18 protein-coding genes are annotated in these 19,257 nt (G+C 60.9%); 4 read left to right on the top strand and 14 right to left on the bottom strand.

The window, feature by feature from the left end; all coding sequences use genetic code 11:
• The first annotated feature begins 2 nt into the window (after positions 1-2).
• From LG373_RS08465 to LG373_RS08480, 4 genes are all read left to right on the top strand, one after another.
• Positions 3-968 carry a helix-turn-helix transcriptional regulator gene (locus LG373_RS08465; RefSeq protein WP_225749549.1) on the top strand — a complete coding sequence of 322 codons (966 nt, stop codon included), beginning with the start codon at positions 3-5 and terminating at the stop codon, positions 966-968.
• Positions 969-1,133: 165 nt separating this feature from the next.
• Complete coding sequence (locus LG373_RS08470; protein ID WP_225749550.1) at positions 1,134-1,799, top strand: GNAT family N-acetyltransferase; 666 nt, start codon at positions 1,134-1,136, stop codon at positions 1,797-1,799.
• A gap of 9 nt (positions 1,800-1,808) precedes the next feature.
• Positions 1,809-2,633, top strand: coding sequence for a MerR family transcriptional regulator (locus tag LG373_RS08475; protein WP_225749551.1), 825 nt, complete (start codon positions 1,809-1,811; stop codon positions 2,631-2,633).
• Between the two features lie 41 nt (positions 2,634-2,674).
• Positions 2,675-3,976, top strand: coding sequence for an MFS transporter (locus LG373_RS08480; RefSeq protein WP_114567673.1), 1,302 nt, complete (start codon positions 2,675-2,677; stop codon positions 3,974-3,976).
• A 6-nt stretch (positions 3,977-3,982) separates the two neighbouring features.
• Here the strand turns inward: LG373_RS08480 and LG373_RS08485 are convergent, their stop codons facing one another.
• From LG373_RS08485 to LG373_RS08550, 14 genes are all read right to left on the bottom strand, one after another.
• Positions 3,983-4,786 carry a histidine phosphatase family protein gene (locus tag LG373_RS08485; RefSeq protein WP_114567674.1) on the bottom strand — a complete coding sequence of 268 codons (804 nt, stop codon included), beginning with the start codon at positions 4,784-4,786 and terminating at the stop codon, positions 3,983-3,985.
• Positions 4,779-5,261: a YbaK/EbsC family protein gene (locus LG373_RS08490; protein WP_114567675.1), complete on the bottom strand. Its 483-nt coding sequence runs from the start codon at positions 5,259-5,261 to the stop codon at positions 4,779-4,781. Before LG373_RS08490 ends, LG373_RS08485 begins: the two co-directional genes overlap by 8 nt.
• A gap of 184 nt (positions 5,262-5,445) precedes the next feature.
• On the bottom strand, positions 5,446-6,213 hold the full coding sequence (locus LG373_RS08495; RefSeq protein ID WP_225749552.1) for an amino acid ABC transporter ATP-binding protein: 768 nt from the start codon (positions 6,211-6,213) through the stop codon (positions 5,446-5,448).
• A 41-nt stretch (positions 6,214-6,254) separates the two neighbouring features.
• Positions 6,255-6,908, bottom strand: coding sequence for an amino acid ABC transporter permease (locus tag LG373_RS08500; RefSeq protein WP_216528806.1), 654 nt, complete (start codon positions 6,906-6,908; stop codon positions 6,255-6,257).
• Positions 6,909-7,095: 187 nt separating this feature from the next.
• Entirely contained in the window at positions 7,096-7,920 is an 825-nt protein-coding gene (locus LG373_RS08505) for a transporter substrate-binding domain-containing protein (RefSeq protein WP_114567680.1), read from the bottom strand.
• Positions 7,921-8,613: 693 nt separating this feature from the next.
• Positions 8,614-9,573, bottom strand: coding sequence for an NrfD/PsrC family molybdoenzyme membrane anchor subunit (nrfD, locus tag LG373_RS08510; RefSeq protein ID WP_114568033.1), 960 nt, complete (start codon positions 9,571-9,573; stop codon positions 8,614-8,616).
• Positions 9,574-9,575: 2 nt separating this feature from the next.
• Positions 9,576-10,235, bottom strand: a complete 660-nt coding sequence (locus LG373_RS08515) for a 4Fe-4S dicluster domain-containing protein (RefSeq protein WP_114568034.1) — start codon at positions 10,233-10,235, stop codon at positions 9,576-9,578.
• Positions 10,236-10,265: 30 nt separating this feature from the next.
• On the bottom strand, positions 10,266-11,291 hold the full coding sequence (locus LG373_RS08520; RefSeq protein WP_114568035.1) for a molybdopterin-dependent oxidoreductase: 1,026 nt from the start codon (positions 11,289-11,291) through the stop codon (positions 10,266-10,268).
• A gap of 1 nt (position 11,292) precedes the next feature.
• The gene (locus tag LG373_RS08525; protein WP_114568036.1) at positions 11,293-12,915 is read right to left on the bottom strand and encodes a molybdopterin-dependent oxidoreductase; all 1,623 of its coding nucleotides are present in this window, start codon (positions 12,913-12,915) and stop codon (positions 11,293-11,295) included.
• A 272-nt stretch (positions 12,916-13,187) separates the two neighbouring features.
• Positions 13,188-14,120: a slipin family protein gene (locus tag LG373_RS08530; protein WP_114568037.1), complete on the bottom strand. Its 933-nt coding sequence runs from the start codon at positions 14,118-14,120 to the stop codon at positions 13,188-13,190.
• Positions 14,121-14,142: 22 nt separating this feature from the next.
• The gene (locus tag LG373_RS08535; RefSeq protein WP_225749553.1) at positions 14,143-14,481 is read right to left on the bottom strand and encodes a GntR family transcriptional regulator; all 339 of its coding nucleotides are present in this window, start codon (positions 14,479-14,481) and stop codon (positions 14,143-14,145) included.
• Between the two features lie 883 nt (positions 14,482-15,364).
• On the bottom strand, positions 15,365-16,915 hold the full coding sequence (locus tag LG373_RS08540) for a hydantoinase/oxoprolinase family protein (protein ID WP_114566284.1): 1,551 nt from the start codon (positions 16,913-16,915) through the stop codon (positions 15,365-15,367).
• Positions 16,916-16,919: 4 nt separating this feature from the next.
• Complete coding sequence (locus LG373_RS08545; RefSeq protein WP_114566283.1) at positions 16,920-18,023, bottom strand: DUF917 domain-containing protein; 1,104 nt, start codon at positions 18,021-18,023, stop codon at positions 16,920-16,922.
• Positions 18,011-19,257, bottom strand: a 1,247-nt coding sequence (locus tag LG373_RS08550; protein WP_225749554.1) for a DUF917 domain-containing protein, incomplete at its 5' end; no start/stop codon positions are given. The genes LG373_RS08545 and LG373_RS08550, both read right to left, overlap by 13 nt.

The raw sequence follows: 19,257 nt of genomic DNA on the forward strand, positions 1-19,257 counted from the left end.
CCTTGGAGATCGCATTCTATTTCTATACGATTCTCATCATGCTCGTCTGCGTTGCCGCAGGGACGATTTCGCTTTCTGCATACTTCGTCTCCCGCAGGCGCAGCCATTTGTTCATGGTGGCGTTCTTCCTGTTCTACTTCCTTGATCTCGCGATCATCTTCCAAAACGAATACCTTGGGCAGAATACGGATTTCCCCCTGGACGCGTTCTACGCCATCGATCAACCGCTGCTCAGAATCTTGTTCGCAGCCGGCGTTATCGAATCGCTCTGGCTTGTCGCCTGTGACTTCGTGGATGAAAAAAGGCTCGCTTTGAGAATCGTTCCCGCTGTAGGATTCGTGATTTTGAGCGGCGCGATCGTCATCATCCTTCCCGAAGGACAATTCAAGCAGTGGCTGTTCTACAGCATGCGGCAAGTGTTTTTGATCTGGTGCCTTGCCTACCTGCTGCGCCGGTACTGGACTTCTACGAACGAGATAGAAAAAACGCGCATGAAGCGACAGGAGCCGCTGTTCCTGATCACGATAGCGCTGACCTTGGGCATCCTTGTGGAAGATACGTTCATGATGCTGGTCTGGAACCCCGAAGCGGTATCTGCAACCATGCTTCCCCTCTACATATCCGAGCGCAACTTCTGCGAGAACTTCCTTATGCTGGCCTTCGCGTTCTTCAGCTTGAAAGAGTCGGGGGAAACGCTTCGCATGCGGTTCAAGGAACCGCCGACATCCGAGAATCCCACCGTGCAAAGGCACATCGACGACCTGCTGCCCACGTTTTGCGAGCGGCACGGCCTGACGGCGCGCGAGCGCGAGATCTTGGCCCTTGTGCTGCAAGGCAAGGACAACCAGAACATTGCAAGCGAGCTGCAACTGGCGTTGGGAACCGTGAAGGCGCACGTGCACAACATCCTGAAGAAGACCGACCACGCGAGCCGCCAAGAGCTGACGCGCGACTTCTGGAAGGAATAAAGCGGCGCCGCGCGGCCAACCTTCGAGCGTACGGGGGCGGCTCGACAAGCAAGCGCGGTCATGCGAGAATCAAGGGGCAACAGAGGAGCACGCACCGCTTCGGCGTTGTCGCAGCGTTGATACGTCACCGTCGCGACAACGCCGAAGCCTCGAAAGGATCTTGTCATGAACCCGTCCGGCCTTGTCACCATCGAACCTGATCAAACCGACCTTCTTGAAGAACTCGCGCGCATGCTGGGCACCTGCTTTCGCGAAGAGCTCTGGTACGTCACATGCTTGGACGCGCTTGATGCGGACGAAGACCGCAAGCTTGCCATCACTCAGGCATCGATCAGGTCGGACTTCATGACCACCGCGCCTTACGGCTGCGTGCACGCGCTGCCCGACCATGCCGGCGTGGCGAACGCCTTCCTGCGCAGCGATCTGGGCGATGCTGCATGGGCGGATCTTGAGGAGCGGTCCTGGAGCTTGGTGGAAACACAGCTGACGCCGGAAGAACAGGCCGTGCTGCTGCCGCGCGCCGAAGCCATGGAACCCCTGTCGGACACGAACTGGCCCTTCGCGCATGCCGCCTGCGACGAAGACTTCATCTACTTCGTGTCCATCGGCGTGGATCCCGCCCGTCGCGGCAGCGGGGCGTTCGGTCGTCTTATCAAGCCTATCCTGGCCTACGCCGACGCGCGCAACCTGCGCACGTACCTGGATTGCTACACCGATCGCCTGGAGCAGATCTACGGCCATTACGGTTTCATCACCGTCGAGCGCAAAACGGCACCCGGCTTCGACCTGGTCGAACGCTGCATGGTGCGTGATCCGCAACCCGTCGCGTAGGAGCCTTCCGTGCGCAGCAACGAACTTGCCAAGCTTGCAGGCGTGACCGTGCGCACGCTGAGGCACTACCACGCCATCGGGCTTATGGCGGAGCCGTCGCGCGCGGAAAACGGGTACCGCGAATACGAGGCGGAGGACCTGGTGCGCCTGCTGCGCATCAAACGGCTTTCGGCTTTGGGGTTCTCACTTTCGCGGATCGGCGAAGTGCTCGACGAGATGGACGCGAACCTGGAAGCGGCGTCCGACCCGAACGCCGACGCCGCCCTTGACGAGCTTGACCGAGAGCTGGAGCTGCAAATTGCGCACCTGCAAGAGCAGCGGCGCACCATCGCTCTGCTGAAACGCGAGCAGCTCGATCCTGACCTGCCGATACGCTTCGCACGTGCTGCGAAAACCCTCATGGGCGATGCGTACGAGACAGCCTCCGTCCATTCAGGGAACCGCCAAACGCTCCTCATTGCCGGGCACCTCTACACCGACGAGGACGTAGCGGAGCTGGAACGCGCCGTCGCCGCACTCGATCAGCGCGGGCTTCTGGACAGGCTGCATAAGATACAGGATCGGTTCGAAAACCTGGCTCCCGACACCCCGCGCGAAGAGATCGATCGCCTGGTGGCCGAGACCATGAACTGCCTTGATCCCATTATCGATTCCTTCGATCCCGACAATTGGGATCGAGACTTCGACACGCCGGCCGATCTGCTCATAGACGAGATGGCGAAGCAGGGGCTGAACGAAGCCCAGGTGTACGCGCAAGATCGCATCGAGGAGGAGATGGAGCGACGAATTATGAAGAAACGGGAGCTGATGCTTGACCCCGACGTTACGTCGTAGTTTTTACTGCTCGGTAGATCACCGACGCAGAAAGGACTATCATGCACGGCAAAGGCACTACCATCCGCTTCCTCGTTTCGAGTACGCTTTCGCTTCTTGGCAACTCGATCGCAGCCATCGCGCTCCCCCTCATCCTGCTCGCCACCACCGGCGACGCACTGGCGGCCGGCGCCCTGGCGCTCGTATGCGCCGTTCCGCAGATGCTGCTGGGCGTTCTGGGCGGCGCCGCGCTCGATCGCTTCAACCGGCGAAACATCTCCATCCTCTCGGACTTGATATCCGCCGCCAGCGTCGCGCTCATCCCCATCGTCGATATGATCTGGGGCTTGAACTTCTGGTGGTTCGTCGTTTTGGGCCTTATGGGCGCTGTCGGAGACATCCCGGGCATGACCGCACGCGACGCCCTGCTGCCCACCGTCACCAAGCGCGACGGTGTTGACCTGCAACGATTCATGGGCATGTCGCAGTCTTTGGACTCGCTCACCACCATCGTGGGCCCGGCGATCGCTGCGCTGCTGATCGGCACGGTCGGCGGAACCTCCGCCCTTTGGTTCACGGCGGCGCTCTCCGCCGCGGCGGCCATCGTTACCATGACCCTGCCGAGCGTTGTCGGAGTTCCCGAAACCGCCGCAGGCGAACCGATCGATGCCGCAAGCCCCAGCCCTTCCCGGGGTATCGCAGCAGCCGCGTTCGGCGCGTTGCGAGAGGGACTGCGCGTACTGCTTCGCAGCGATCGAGTCCTTGCCTGCTCCACCCTGTTCTCGTTCGGCATCGTCATGGTCATGGGGTCGTTTCAGGGATTGGTGCTTCCCGTGCATTTCACGCTTACGGGCCAGCCTGAGCTTTTGGGCTACGTGTTGTCGGCGCTTTCCGGCGGCATGCTGATAAGCTCGCTTGCATACGCGGCGCTCGCGCCCCGCTTGAGCAGGCGCGCGTGGTACGTGACGTCGCTCGTCGGCATGGCGGTGGGCGTGGCCCTGCTCAGCACGCTGCCGCCCTTCCCCCTCATGCTGCTCGGCGCGCTCGTGCTGGGCATTGCGGCGGGCCCGGCCTCGGCGCTATTGGGATTCTTCATGTACGACCGCATCCCCGACGCTTCGCGCGGCAGCGCGTTCGGCACCCAGAACTCCATCATGCTGATTGCCGCTCCGGTAGCCGTGTTCGCCACGTCCGTTGCCGTGAGCACGCTGGGAGAGAGGCCGGCGGCGCTGATCCTCATGGCGTGCTGGGGGCTTATCACCGTAGCGGCTCTGTTGGTGAAGCCGATGCGCCACCTGGACGATGAAAGCGAGGCCTCCGGCGAAGAGGCGTCCCCGGAGGCCGCTCCCGCCGCCGACCGCTAGCGCAGGCTAGCGGTCGCGCTCCTGCCACGACGTGGAGCCGATGCGCCCGAGCGAAAACGCCGAGCCGTCGAACGCAAGCTCCGTGACGCTCGCGTTGGGGATCTTCACGGGATCGTTGACGCGCAGCGGATCGACCAGGTACACGATCGTGCGCACTACGAACGAATGCGTCACCACCAGCACGTTGCCGCCGCCGGAACGCTGCACGGTCGCAGCAGCCTCGCAGAAGAAGCCGCGGAGCCGCTGCTCGATCGTTGCAAAGCGTTCAGCGCGCCCCGAGCAGTCGGCATTCGCCAGAACGTCGGCCACCTCGGGCAGGCGGCGGTTGTGCTCCTCGAAGGAAAGATCGGCCCCGAAGCCCGCCGTGAGCGTCGCATGCAGAAGCTCGCCCGGTTCGCCCTCCAAATCGCCGTAGCACCATTCGCGCAACCGCGCGTCATGGGCCAGGGGAAACGAAACGCCCGAACAGGACGGCTCGCCGCCGCTCAGGGACAAGAACGGCTCGGGAGCAACGTAGGATTCACCGCGCGCGTGCGACCGCGCGTCCAGCAGATGGTCGAGCGTCTGCACGGCGCGACCGCTGTCGCTTGAGTAGGCGGCTGCGAAATCCACGCTAGCCAATCCGCGCCCAAGTGCCTGAGCTGCGCGAATACCCTCGTCGGTAAGCGGAGTATCGCACCACCCCTGCACTTTCCCCATAACGTTGAACAGCGTCTGCCCATGGCGGACCACGTAGAAGTTGACGGGGGCCGCTTCGTCGCGCACAAGGGAGTCGGACAGGGGACCCTGCGGCGCGAGCTTCCTATTCATGGGAGTCCTGGGGCAGCTTGCACACGTCAACCCAGGCGCAGGGAGAAGCGCATCGCTCCAGTTCATCGGGGGTCAGGCGCACGGCGCTCGCCGCGTTGCCCGCTGCCGGGTAGACCACGTCGAAGCGTCGCAGCGATTCGTCCAGGCACACCTCGACGCCCTCGTTCACGGCGAAGGGGCACACGCCGCCTACCGCGTGCCCGATCAAAGGCTCGGCTTCGTCGGCCTTGAGCATCTTGGGCTTGGCGCCGAACTGCGCCTTGAACTTGGGGTTGTCGATGCGCGCGTCACCGGCGGCCACCACAAGCACAACGCGATCCCCCACGCGAAACGAGAGCGTCTTGGCGATGCGCGCCGCCTCGCAGCCCACCGCGGCGGCCGCAAGATCAACCGTTGCGCTCGATGTCTCGAACTCGAGCACGCGATCTCCCATGCCGCGCTCCTCAAGAAACGTCCGCACTCTATCGATAGCCACGTCGTGCCTCCCATCTTCAAACGACCGGCCCAGTATAGCAATCTCCTGGACGTTTCCGGTCGAAACTCCCGTACAGAACAGGGAGGCGGGGCACCCTTCGCCCCGCCTCCCTGCGCGTTCGCTTCGCCCGCCCCGCCCGACTCGAACGGAAAGCGGGCGTCTTCAAGAATCCTGCCGCATTCCCCTATTCGTACTTGGAAAGGAACGCGCGCGTGCGCTGGTGCTGCGGGTTCTCGATCAACTGGGCCGCCGGGCCTTCCTCCACGATCACGCCGCCGTCCATGAACACGATGCGATCCGCCACGTCGCGCGCGAAGCTCATCTCGTGCGTGACGATGACCATGGTCATGCGCTCGTCAGCCAAGTCGCGGATGACTTTGAGCACGTCCTGGGTCAGCTCAGGGTCGAGCGCGCTGGTGGGCTCGTCGAAGAACAGCACGTCGGGATCGAGGGACAGCGCCCGGGCAATGGCCACGCGCTGCTGCTGGCCGCCGGAAAGCTCGCACGGAACCATATCTTCCTTGCCGGTCAGGCCCATCTTCGCCAGCAGCGCCTTCGCCTCGGCCATCACCTGGTCCTTGGGGCGCTTCTGCACATGGAGGGGCGCGTCGGTCAGGTTTTTGATCACCGAGTAGTGAGGGAACAGATTGAAGTTCTGAAACACCAGGCCGAAGCTCGTTTTCGCCTCGCGCAGAACCGCTTTCGACGCGTACTTCGCCCGCCCCGTCCCGTCGTCTTCGGCAACCACCAAGTCGCCGTACGCAAGACGCCCGGCATCAAGCGTTTCCAGCAGCGTCAGGCAGCGCAGAAGCGTGGACTTGCCGCCGCCTGACGGGCCGATAACGGCCACCACCTCGCCTTTGCGCACCGTCAGGGATATATCTTTGAGCACGTGCGCGTCGCCGAAGCTCTTACGAGCGTGATCCAGCTGCACAAGCGTCTGTTCGGTCATGGCTCTACTCCTTCTTGCAGGTCAGAAAACAACGAGGCGGATCAGTCGCGGTAATAGTTGAGACGCTTCTCGATGCGAGTCAGGATCATTTCGACGATGAAGTTGAATATCCAGTAGATCGCACCGGCGATCACGTACGGAACCATGCTGATCTGCGACGCCGCCAGCGCCTTCGCCTGGCTGAACATTTCCATGATGCCCAGAACGAACGCGAGCGACGTGTCTTTGACCAGCGTGATGACCTCGTTGCCCATAGCCGGAAGAATACGCTTGACCACCTGGGGAAGGATGATCTTCATGAAGGTTTGGAGACGCGAGTAGCCCAGAACCGAGGCCGCTTCGTACTGGCCGCGCGGAATGGACTGGATGCCGCTGCGGTAGATCTCGCCGAAGTAGGCCGCGTAGTTGATGATGAAGCCGATGGAGCAGGCGATGTACTTCCAATCGTTGCCCATCTGCAGGCCAAACAGGTAATACGGCCCGAACATGAGGGCCATGAGCTGCAGCATGAGCGGGGTGCCGCGCATGATCGATATGTAGAACCGCGTGATGAGCGCGACCGGCTTGAACCGGCTCATACGGCCAAGCGCCACCAGGATGCCCAAGGGGAGCGCCCCCAAAAGCGTGGTCACGAAGATCTGGAAAGTGAACACGAAGCCCGAAAGCAAAAGCTCCATCATGGTGGAAAATTCCATACCCGGCCTTTCTTGAAACGTCGCAGGTCCAGCAAAGTCAGCGAGAAGCGCTGACGTGCCCCGAATTGCCCCGGTTCGCGGCCGAGCGTGCTTTGCACGTGAGGGCAAGCGAACAAGGGGCAAAGCGGGGTGCGTCAGCGCTTCGCAGCGTCGAGCGGTTCAGGCGGCCGGTCGGCCGCCTGAAGTCTTACAGCACCCAGTTGTCGTACGTGATGCCCTGATCCTTATACTTCTCGCACAGCTGCTTGACGAAGCCCTCGTCATCCAGCTGCTTCAACGCGTCGGTGACCTGCTTGGCAAGCTCCGTGTCGCCCTTCTTGAAGCCCACCGCGTAGTTCTCGGGAGCCAAAACGCCCAGCTTAACGTACGCATCGGACTTAGCGGCCATCTGGTAGCTGGCGATGGACAGGTCGCACGCCACGGCGTCTACCATGCCGGACTCAAGCTGCATGAACGCGTTGTTGTAATCGCCGATGGTCTGAAGCTCCTTGAAGGTATCGGCAAGAGCCTTCTGACCCTTCTCGTCCTCCAGCACGTGCAGCGCCGCGGAATCAACCTGCGTCAGGACGATCTTGCCCTTCAAGTCCTCAAGCGTCTTGATGTCGCTTCCGGACTTCACGACCACCATCTGCTCATTGTACATGTACGGCTCGGAGAACGTGTACCCGTCTTCACGGCCTTCCATGGTAAAACCGTTCCAGATGCAGTTGATGGAGCCGCTGTTGATGAGCGCGTCTTTGGCGTCCCAGTCGATAGGCTCAAGCTTGAGATTCCAGCCCATCTTTTCAGCCACGGCCTTGGCAAGCTCCAAATCGAAGCCCGTGAACTGGCCGTCGTCGCCCACGTAGCCGTAGGGCGGATAGCTCTGGTCGAATCCGACCGTCAGCGTGAACTGGCCGTCCTTAGCCGCATTGTCTGCCTCCTGGTTGCCGCCGGAACAACCCGCCAGCATCACCGCAGAAAGCGCCAGCGTCGCCGCAGCTGCGACAATCGCCAAAAGCTTCTTCTTCATTGCCTCTCCCATCATGTCGCGCAGGATCCGCCCCTTCCCCGGTATGCAGCCTGCCACTCTTTTACTTTACTGCACTAAAGTGCTGGAGCAGAGTATAGCATAGATGACGAAAAGGGAAAGACCCTCTTTGGACGTGACGCGGCAAGCGGCAGAACGTCGCTCGGAGCGAGGCGGGGCGCGGCGACGGGGCGGGCGGGGGGCGCCTCCGTTTCAAGCCCCCGCACCGCCTCCCCGTCGCCGCGCCCCGCCTCGCCTCGCCGGTTCGGGCATCTCGGCTTCGCACCCCCGTCGCCACACACCCGTTTCGCGCTCCCGCGCAGCCCCCACCTCCCGTCCCTGCCCCCACTTCAGCTTGCTTGCGCGCGAAAAACCGCTCCCGCTGGCAGGTTTTGACGGTTTGAGGTCGCTTGAGCCGACCGGACAAGCGCTCGCAAAAGCGCAGCGCAACAGCACAAGGCCGTGACCAGGCATAACGAAAAGCGAGCCGAACGGCAACGGGAACGGCGCCAACTTCGACGACCCCTAAACGTGAAAACCTGCCAGCGGGAGCGGTTTTTCGTGCGCAAGCCAGCGAAAGGGGCGAACGGCGCGCACGCGTCGGACTCCCGCGCCGGCATCGCAAGAACGGCCTTACAGCAAACGGCGCCTCGGAGCATTTCCGAGGCGCCGTTTTCGCTATCAGATCGTGTCGTGCTAGCCGATCATCCTCATGACCGTTTCGCCCACCACGTCCGCATGGACGCCGGCGGCAAGAACCAGGAAGCGCAACGCGCACCCGCCGACGAGCGCGCCCACAGCGCCGCACGCCATCAATCTGCCCGTACCCTTCTTGTGCTTCACCAGCCCGACAACGGACGCGACCAAAGGCAACACAAGGCCGCATCCGACCACCAGACCCCAGAAAAGCGGGGCAAGGGAACCAGTAGCGAGCATCTGGGCGGACTGGGCGGCTGCTGCTGCTACGGCCGACCCTTCTCCGCCCAACGAAGAAACCAAAAGAGCGCCAAGTACGAAGCATTCCACGATCACGAGCGCCACCACCGCGACTTCCATCAACCAAGAAGCACGAGATGCCAAAGGATCCTTTTTTGCCAGCACCACAGCCGTCACCTCAACCAGCGCAACGCCCGTATCGATACCTGATACCGCAAACAAACACGGCAGCAACAACGTATTCCATAGCGGCACGCCCGGAGCCATCATGAGCAGCATGCCCGTGTACACCGCCACGAACAAACCGAGCGCAATGCCGATGACCGCCAACACCTTGCGCATGCGAACAAGCCCCTTCGCTCGTTCCGCGCTGTTGGCAAGATGCCTTTCCACTTTGCCCACGGCCAGCACCGCCGACAAGCCGAACACGATAATGGCCGCAAACGCACCCCAAGCACCATATGTCATCCACGAGGTGAAGTGACTGAAGCTTTGCCACATCATAAGCCCGCGCATCGGTTGGGTCAGTTCGGACAGCAGTAGCAGCAAGCCAACGCCCAAGCACACCGCTGATGCCCACATGGAAGCACAAATAATCTTGGCGTGACGCTTCTGGTCTATCAGATAGAGCACCGCTGCCGTAACGAACCCCCCAGCTCCCATGCCGCCTAAAAACAGGTACAACGCGGGCTGCCAACCCCATATCGATTGCATCTCCATACTCACTTCTCCGTTCCCAGCAGCAAGCAAGACGGATCGTTCGCTTGGGCGATGGGAACCGCAGAGCCCCCTGTAGACTCCATCAGCTCGTCCAAAGGTCCGAATTGCAGAGCGCCGAATTTGCACGCGCGCACGCAGTACGGCTCATCCTCAATAGAAAGCCCCGACCCACGGCAGCAATCGCACTTATCCATGGCAGCCGAATCGTATCGAGGAACCTCGTACGGACACGCTTGGAAGCAGTACTTACAGCCTATGCACACGTTCTTGTTTACCCGCACAACACCGTTAACGTCCTTCGAGATCGCACCAGCCGGGCAAACCTTCATGCAGCTCGGATCGGCACAATGCATGCAGGATGTGGAGATAAAGAACGTCCGTCCTCTTTTACGCTGGTACGAGGAAACAGTCCGCCTGCCAGGAGCATCTTCGGCCAGGCCGTTATGCTTCCTGCATGCTTCAACACAACGCCCGCAGCCAGAACAGCGAGACAAGGCAACCAAGAAACCGTACCGAACGCCGTCATGCTCAGGCGCCAAATCCACTTCTTGAGCGCGCGCCTCATCGCCAGAAGTAACAACTCCTCCCAGCGCAAGCGCGCATGCGCCCGCGGCCGATGCCCGCAAGAGCACTCGGCGCGTTACGTTCGCTTCTTCTCCCATGTTTACACCTACTTTCAATGTCGACGGCGGCTATTCCTCGACGTTAAACACAACACTAGAAGCAAGGGGAGAAACAACGCCGTCTTCGGCAACGGCCCGAACGTCAAGTTTGAACGAACCCGGCTCCTCGGTCACATAGTCGAAGTGCCAATGCACCCAATCCTGCGTGGTGGCCTCAGACGTATCGAACGCACTCCACGTCTGTCCGCCGTCCAGAGAGAACTCCACGGCCTTGATCTGCTTTCCGCAATCATCCGCATAGCCCTCGAACGTGACCATGTCTCCAACCTTGAACGTATCGGAAACCGTGTTGAGCACGCTCACCTTGGCACGATAGTCTGCATCCGGGCCTTGAACCTCGGGAACCTCGTCGGACACGGATAGCTCGATATCGGTAACCGCACGCGTGAAGTACTTCGCCACGGTATCGGGAATCCAAACCTGCAAGCGCTCGCCGTCCGAAAGCTTCTGGTCGCCGATCTGGTACACCAGCATTGCTTCTTTATCCGTCACATACGTCAGCGGCATCGGCAGGCCATAGCCATCCTTGTCTTTGAACGTGATCGCGTTAACCTGCGGATCAACGTCAACCAAGGAAAGCATGTCCGACACTTTAACTCCTGTGACGCTGGCCATGGCAAGCGCGGGGCTCATGCTGCAAGTGCAGCGCATTTTCTCGGTCTCGGCCTTCATGCGCTCGATTTCCTCGAGTCCTATGGTGCGCACCTTCTCCACATTGCCGCCGATATTGACATAGTAGCTCTCGTGAGTCACCGCATCAAAGGCATAGCCAGGCTTGGCGCACATGCTGGTGGCAGCCGTGCCGAACAGGTTGAACACCTCGTCGGTTGGCGTGAGCGTGTCCTGGCAAAACGAGAAGCTACCGGCCACGTTCGCAACTTTGACGTAGTCCACTGCATTGCGCTGCATCACTTGAACAGGGCTTAAATCCTCCGCCGCAATCGCTACCCCGGGACCGAACGCGCTTATGCCGCCCAGCGCGATACTGGCACCCATCGTGCAACCCAGCACCTTCGTCCCAATGGAATGTCTCATGTTATCCCTCCACATTGCTCTTAGCAGTAACCATGACTTCTTGGTTATTAACGCTGACCAGACCCGTTTCCGTGATGCCGCGGATCGTCAGCACGTAGCTGCCGTCGGTTTCGGGCGTCCACGTATAGTGCCAGTACACCCACTGTCGAGGATCGGTCTGGCCCAAGTCGTAGGCAGTCCACGTTTTGCCGTTGTCCATGGAGAACTCAAGCTTGGTGACCGCTTCGTCGTACGCATCGGCATAGCCTTCGAACGTGAACGGCTTCCCGGTCTCGATGATCATGCCCTCAGGAACCTTCAGGATAGAGGCGTTGGGCTTGTTGATGTACGGGCCCTCGCCATACGAGTTGAAGCCATTCATCATCCAGTCTTCCCAAGGCTTCTCTTCGTCGGTCAGCGTATAGCCCATGCACTGCTTCACGAATGACTGAGCATCGCATCCCTCGACCCAGTTGATGCAGGGGCTACCCTGACTAGGATCGAGACGCTTGCCGCCAATTTCGTACACCAGGTACACGTCGTCGAAGCTTGCCTCCGGCACGCCACGGTTGCTATGCGTCATTTCGCCATTGGTGTGAAACTCCCGACGATCGAACAACACACCGGTGATGTCTTTGCTTGCGCCGCCGCCCTTCTCAATGAGCCAGCTCAACGGAATGCCCGTGATTTCTACGTTGGAAATACCGCCACCGCCAGGCATGTTGTCCACACAGTGGATTTTGGAGAGTTTTGTAACCGTTGCACCGGCGCCCTCGGCCTCAGCGATGAGATCAGCAAGCTTGGCGGTGTACGGCTTGTTCACCAGGCCGTTTATGGTGACTTCCCAATTGTCCACGAAGTCCTGCGGCATTTCCGCATCAAGGACGTTTTTACCCATGATATGGATCAGGTGATCGTAATTGGAATGAATCCAATCGTAGGTAAACATATCTTCGGGTGCAGTGGTGGTGGTTTGGTCGAACTTGAATTCGCCCTGGACATCCTTCACTTTAACGATCCCGTCCAGATGGTCGTACTTGACCTCGTCCCAAAGCTCAGCACCGTTGCCGTTCTCAGTAATGTTATGGCAGCTGATGCATTTTCCGCCACGGTCCTCGAAGTTGGTGCCGTTGCGCTCGCCATAGTGCACGGCGTGCATCACGGTACCCATTTCTTGGCCATCATCGGCGCTGTGGCACAGCATGCACTGATCGACGGTGAGCTTGCTGCCTAGCGCATCGTTCCATACGGTGGGGTGAGCATATTCCATGTTGGACAAGGCGTCGCCAAGATCTTCGTGGCAAGCTCCGCAACCACGGTTGTCGGCATCCAAGAAATAGTTATTGTACGTCGTACCTTCTTCATAGGGGCGGTTCCAGTGGTAACACTGATACTCGGATGGCGTACGCTGGACCTTGGTTCCGTCTTCCAGCGTGCGAATCTCAGGAGCGTACTCCTTGTTAATCTCCTGCCAGCGGGCATTCTCCTCGGCAAGCACCGCTTCGGACTCCTCGATGCTGTTGGCGTATTGTTTCCCCTCGCCCGAAGCATCGCCCTCTGCCGCCGGGTCCTGCTGCGCACAGCCAACAGCGCAAAGCGATCCGGCCAAGAGCACTGTAGTTACCCACACGAACTTCTTTTTCATTCCCCTTCCTTTCTCTCCCTGTGGCGCGAAGAGGACAGACGCCTCGGATCTTGCTCGTCTCAAGCATTTCGAGCGGTCTAGCTCCCCCGTCGCTTTACCTCCAAGCTGTATCGTATCATAAATCATACAAATATGTGATACTTGTCTTAGTGATATATGATTCTTTTTCAAGAATGGATCGAGCTTTGCCCAAAACGATAACCGGGCTCCTTTTCAACAAGGAACCCGGTTATCGTTTTTGCTGTTCAAAGACCTATTTTGCCGAAAATGCCCTACCCTTTTCTAGCAAGGCTCTCCAACCCCTCGAACGCATCCGACAACGCGCTGGGTATCACCACAAGGCCGCCCTTCTCCTTCACGCTATCCGACACGAAGCTCATAGCGCGAAGCTGCAGCGCCGCATCTTCTTCTTTGTACGTGCGCGCGGCGTCCACGAACATTTCGGATATCTCCTTCTCAACTTCAGCCAAGATGACGCGCGCGTTGTACTCGCGCTCAGCGCGGGCTTCAGCCGACATGGCCTCCTGCAGCTCTTCGGGGATCTTGATGTCGCGGATCTCCACCGACACCACCGTAATGCCCCATTCGCTGGTTTTCCGCTCAAGGATGGCTGCGATCTCTTTGTCGATTTGGGCGCGACGCATGCCCATCTGCGCGATATTGACGCCGCCGATCACGTCGCGCAACGTGGTTTGGGCAATCCAGAACACCAGGCGCTCGAAGTTGCGAATTTCAGAGCACGCCTTGCCCGCGTCCCACACCATCCAGAACAAGACCGCGTCTACGTTCACAGGAACCAAGTCGGAGGTCAGTACCTGCTCAGCTTTGAACGACGTCGACCGCATACGCAAGTCGATGACCGCCGACGCGTATTCGACAAAGGGAATCATAAGGATAAGACCGGGACCGGCCACGCGGTTGAACCGACCAAAGCGCATAACCACGGCGCGCTCCCATTCAAGTACAACATGCGCACAGCTGAACAAGACAGCACCTGCCACTATGCCGACCACAAGAATCGCAACCGACGATGCAAGCCATGCAATCAGTCCGAAAACAGCCACAACGGCCAGAACCAGAACCCAGCGCAACATCGTAGCGCCCCAGCGACTTGTAGCCGTATCCTTGAAATTGTCTTCGATCTCAGCCGAAACGCTCGAGCGATCCCGCTCTTCGGGCTCGCTGAAAAACGACCTCTCCCCCATGTTATCTCCCCTATTCGATCGGTTACTCGGAAAAGCGTTCCTTCACCCGCACCAACACGTCCCCCTCCGAGACGTTGCTCTCCCGAGCCACGCGTACCAGTTCGTCGATAACAAGGTCCACGGGAGATTCCGGTAGCTGCAGTACATCTTTGTCGACGTCGGCAACGAACGATCGCTTGCCGCGACTCGAACAAATGAGATTGTCCGCTTCAAGATCCTGGTACACCTTATGAATGGTGTTGTAGTTCACGCCAAGCTGCGTCGCAAGTTCGCGTACAGTTGGCAGCACATCCCCCGGCTTGATCTGGCCGCTTTTAATAAGGAAGATCAAGTTGTTGCGAATCTGCACCCATACGGGCACTCCGGATTTCTCGTTTATGTGCAATGATTCAAACAAAGGGGTGGACTCCGCCTCTCAAAAGCATCCTGCATATGTATGATACCATGATTCAAAAGAGGTCATCCAAGCAGCACAATCCGAACGCATTGGGAAACGTGCGGATCCAAGCCCGGCGGGCGCCTGGCGGGACGAGGGAACGGGACGCGGCGCGGGACCGGCGAGACGCAAGCTCGCTGCCACCCCGCCCACCGCCCCCAGCCCCGCCCCGTTCGCGCAGGCTCCTCTGGTTCGGCGGCACGAACCGAGCCAGCTCTTCGCCGGTCGCCCACCTCGTTCGCGGAGTGCGCACCCGTTTCGCGCTCCCGTTTCGCGCTCCTGCGCAGCCCCCACCTCCCGTCCCTGCCCCCACTTCGGCTTGTTTGCGCACGAAAAACCGCTCCCGCTGGCAGGTTTTGACGGTTTGAGGTCGCTTGAGCCGACCGGACAAGCGCTCGCAAAAGCGCAGCGCAACAGCACAAGGCCGTGACCAGGCATAACGGAAAACGAGCCGAACGGCAACGGGAACGGCGCCAACTTCGACGACCCCTAAACGTGAAAACCTGCCAGCGGGAGCGGTTTTTCGTGCGCAAGCTAGCGAAAGGGGCGAACGGCGCGCACGCGTCGGCCTTCCGCGTCGGCATCGCAAGAACGGCGAAGGGGCATTCGATGGCTCATTGCCGATTTCCCCTTCCCCATGCTGCGCTGGATCTGCCTTTCGCAGCAATTGGAGCCCTTCGCGCCCGCGACCTTCGCATCATGCACGCGGGCGCCGAAAAACAAGGGCGCCCCGACCAGTTCGTCAGAGCGCCCTTGAAAATCGCATTGTCCCTGCCTGGACCAGCGGACCTGCAGGCATCCGCCTTGCTTACGCCAAGTCTCCCGCAGCCTTCACCTTCACGCGGTTCGTGTGGCCAGGATAGTACGCCAAGGGAACGTCCTCGGCATCGATGACCTCCACGGTATCGCGAATGGCACCGGCTTCCACGGCAGCCTCGCACGCAGCGACGCGCGCGTTCTCCAACGCCTCTTCGCGCGGCGTCACGTCGTAGTCGATCAACGCTTCGTACACGCCGCTCACCTTCGAGATGGCCGAGCCGATAGCGTTCGCGCACCCGGCATGCTCGGGCGTAAGCACCTGAGCCGTTCCTGCCAGGTCACGCGGCAGCACGATAGCGCCGCCGCCCACCAGCACCACGTCGATGTCGTCGCTCGACACCTTCATCACGTCGATGGCTTCCTCCACCGTCTCGCGCATGGCGTCCATGGCGCGCGCAGCCACATCCTGCGGGATATCGGCCACGAGCGCCGCATCCCCCACTTCGGCCATGCCCAAGCGCACGGCGATGTCGGTGGCAGTCATAACGTCGCCGCCGAACACGAGCGCGCGCTCGGCAATCTGGTAGCCCACCGAATCCGGGCCGACCGTCACGCTGCCGTCGTCGGCAACACGCACGATGGAACCGCCGCCCAAGCCGATGGACACCACGTCGGGCATGCGGAAGTTGGTGCGCACGCCGCCGATGGTCACGGCCACGCCGCTTTCGCGCGGGAACCCGTGCGAAAGCACGCCCAGGTCAGTGGTGGTGCCGCCCACGTCGATCACGATCGCGTCAGCCATGCGCGACAGATAGCTTGCGCCGCGAATGGAGTTCGTGGGGCCGCAGGCAATCGTAAGGATGGGGTATTGGCGCGCATGCTCCATGGTCATGAGGGTGCCGTCGTTCTGCGACAGGTACACCTCTGCGTTCACCACGCCCTTGTCGGCAAGACTGGCCGCGAAGCCCTCGGTAAACCGACGCGCCACATCGTAGAGCGCCGCATTCAAAATGGTAGCGTTCTCGCGCTCGATCAGGCCCATCGAGCCGATCTCGCTGGAAATGGACACGTGCACGTCATCGCCTAGCACCTCGGTGGCAATCTCGGCGGCACGCAGCTCATCGTCGTTTCGCACCGTGGAGAACACGCACGAGATAGCCACGGCTTCCACGCGTCCGCGCACGCCCTCGAAAAACGCACGACACGCCGCTTCGTCGAATTCCGCCAGGCGCTTGCCGTCGTATTCGAAACCGCCCTCGATAATGGCGGCGTCCACGCTGACCGCGGCGATGTCCTGCGCCCAGTCCACCATGGGCGGGATACCCACCGAAGCGGGCGCGCCGATGCGCAAGATGGCGATAGGCGCCAGGCCCTTGCGCTCCACGATGGCGTTCGTGCACTGCGTGGTGCCCAGCATGGCCTGCCCGATCTGCGCGCGATCGACGCCGCTATCGGCCAAAACGGCGTCCACCGCACCCATGATTCCGCTGTAAATATCCCCTGACGTGGGGTTTTTCACCGCGGCAACAACGTTTAAATCCTCGTCGATCAAAACAGCGTCGGTGTTCGTGCCGCCTACGTCGATTCCCAACTTGTACATAGCCTTATGCTCCCTTCCGCATGCAGCGCTCTTCAACGGGGATGTAGTCGGTGTCCAGGCCGAAGTAGCGCGGCCCCACCAGATCGATACCGGCCGGCGTGCGCCACATGCCGAAGCACTCCAGGCCCAGCGCCATCACGCGCTTGCCGTACTTGAGCGCGTCGGTGGGAACCGGCGTGAAGGTGTCGGGGTCCACCAGGCAAATGAGGTCGGGGGTGGTGGCCAAGATCTCGCCGTCAACCACGCAGCTCAGGTTCTCGTTCTGGAACTCGACGTAAGCCTGGCTGCCCCGGTCTTCGGCAATGCCCTCAAGCACCACTTTGCCAAAGTTGAACGCGCCGCGCGTTTCGCGCAGAACGTCGGAAATCTTACCCTTGAACAGCTTGTAGCCACCCGTGAACTTGAGGAAGAACTCTTCGGGCGTCAAACCCGCCGCCGACGCCTCGCTTTTCGCCAAGCGGATTGCGCGGCCCAGCTCCTCGGAGCGCGTGACAATGCCGTGCACGCCGTATTCCTTGCACGTTTGCGTATCCATGCAGAACAGCGCGATGGTCAGCGTGCCGCCGCAGGTCATCGTGGCCGCGCGGGCGATGTCTTCGGTCCACTTGTTCGTAATGGTATCCAGAATGCCCGAATTGCCCTTCTCGTCGATGAACGCCATGGGCGTAGCCGACGCACCGCCGATGGTGAACGTGACCATTTGCAGCTCCGGGAAAGCACGGCCCATGCCGTCCACGTCCACCATGGGAATGCCCAGGCGCGCAGCGGCGGCAATGGGCAGCATGGAGTTCACGCCGCCCGCTTCGATGGGCATGGTGGCGTAGATGGGCTTGCCGTAGTAGCGCGACACCATGTCGAACAGCTTGGCGAACTCGTTGGCGCCGACGCCCTTCTCGGCCAGGATGGTGGGAGCGCCCATGGACGCCGCCGGCATGATGAGCGCGCCTTCGGGCACTTCGTCGATGCCGATCATCTGCACCGGGCCGCATTCCTTCACCGCCCCGATAGCCGTGAGCTTGCCGATGTAGGGATCGCCGCCCCCGCCGGCGCCCAGCAGCGCCGCACCTAAAGCGATGTCCTCGATTTCCTGAATTCCTAGTTCTCGCACGCTTTTTCTCCTTCGAACGATGCGTAGCTTATCTCAACCGGCACGTACGGTATGTCGAAACCGAAAAACGCAGGGCCGCCCAACGCGACGCCCTGAGGCGTGCGCCATGCAGCGTCGCACGCCAATCCTACTAATAGCACACGTTTGCCGTACTTGAGCGACTCGGTGGTCACCGGCACGAAGGTATCGGCATCCACCAGGCACACCAAGTCGGGAACGCTCATGGCAACGCGCCCGTCCACTTCGGCGTACAGGTTCTCGTTCTGGAACACGACCGAGCCCGCATGCCCCCTATCGTCGCCCACGCCTTCCAGCACGGCGCGCCCGAAGTTGTAGCCATCCCGCGTCTCGCGCAGCACGTCGACGATCTTCGCGCATAAGAACAGGCGCGCGTCCGATTCCTCCAGGAAGAACGCACGGGCGGAGCGCTCGCGCGCGTCCTTCGCCGTACGGATAATACGGCCGAGGCGTTGAGCCAGGTCAACCGTCCCGCGAACGGCGCACTCCTTCATCTTCGCACCCGACATCGAAGCTCCCAGATTGATGAGCGAGCCGCCGCATGCCGTGGTCACCGCGCGCCCAATGGCCTCGGTCCAATCGTTGTCGATGGTTTCGATGAGGGCGCGGTTGCCCTTCTCGTCCACGAACGCCATGGGCGTAGTGGGCACGCCGGCCATGCAGTACGTATCCTGCTGCAATCCGGGAAATGCGCGGCCCATGCCGTCCACGTTGACCACCGGTATCCCCACGCGAGCCGCCGCGGCAATGGGAACCAGCGAGTTCAAGCCACCGGCCTCGGCCAAGACGAACGCGTCAATGGAGCGGCCCAGCCTGCGTTCCAGCAGGTCGAGCGCGCGAACGTACTCCTGGCCGTTAACGCCCTTCTCGAGCACCACTGAAGGCGCGCCCACGCTGCCGATGGACGCCACCGTCCAGTCATCAGACACCTCGTCGGCATCCAGCAGACGCACCGGTCCGCATTCGCGAATGGCAGCAGTGGTTTCGAGCGAGCCCATGTACGGATCTCCCCCGCCGCCAGCACCCAGAAGCGACGAGCCCAACGCTATATCGGCGATGTCCTCCACCTGGATAAGACGCACGCTGCTGCCCATTACAGTAGAAACCAGCCTGATCGAGCCATGTTCAAGGGGCTTGGCGGCCCCGGTTGGATTAGCGACCCAGCCAGTCCTTAATCTAATATTGACTTGGCCCTCTGGGCTGCTGGCCGGCCGCC

Source organism: Paraeggerthella sp. Marseille-Q4926 (assembly GCF_916618935.1).
Taxonomy (GTDB): Bacteria; Actinomycetota; Coriobacteriia; order Coriobacteriales; family Eggerthellaceae; genus Paraeggerthella; species Paraeggerthella hominis.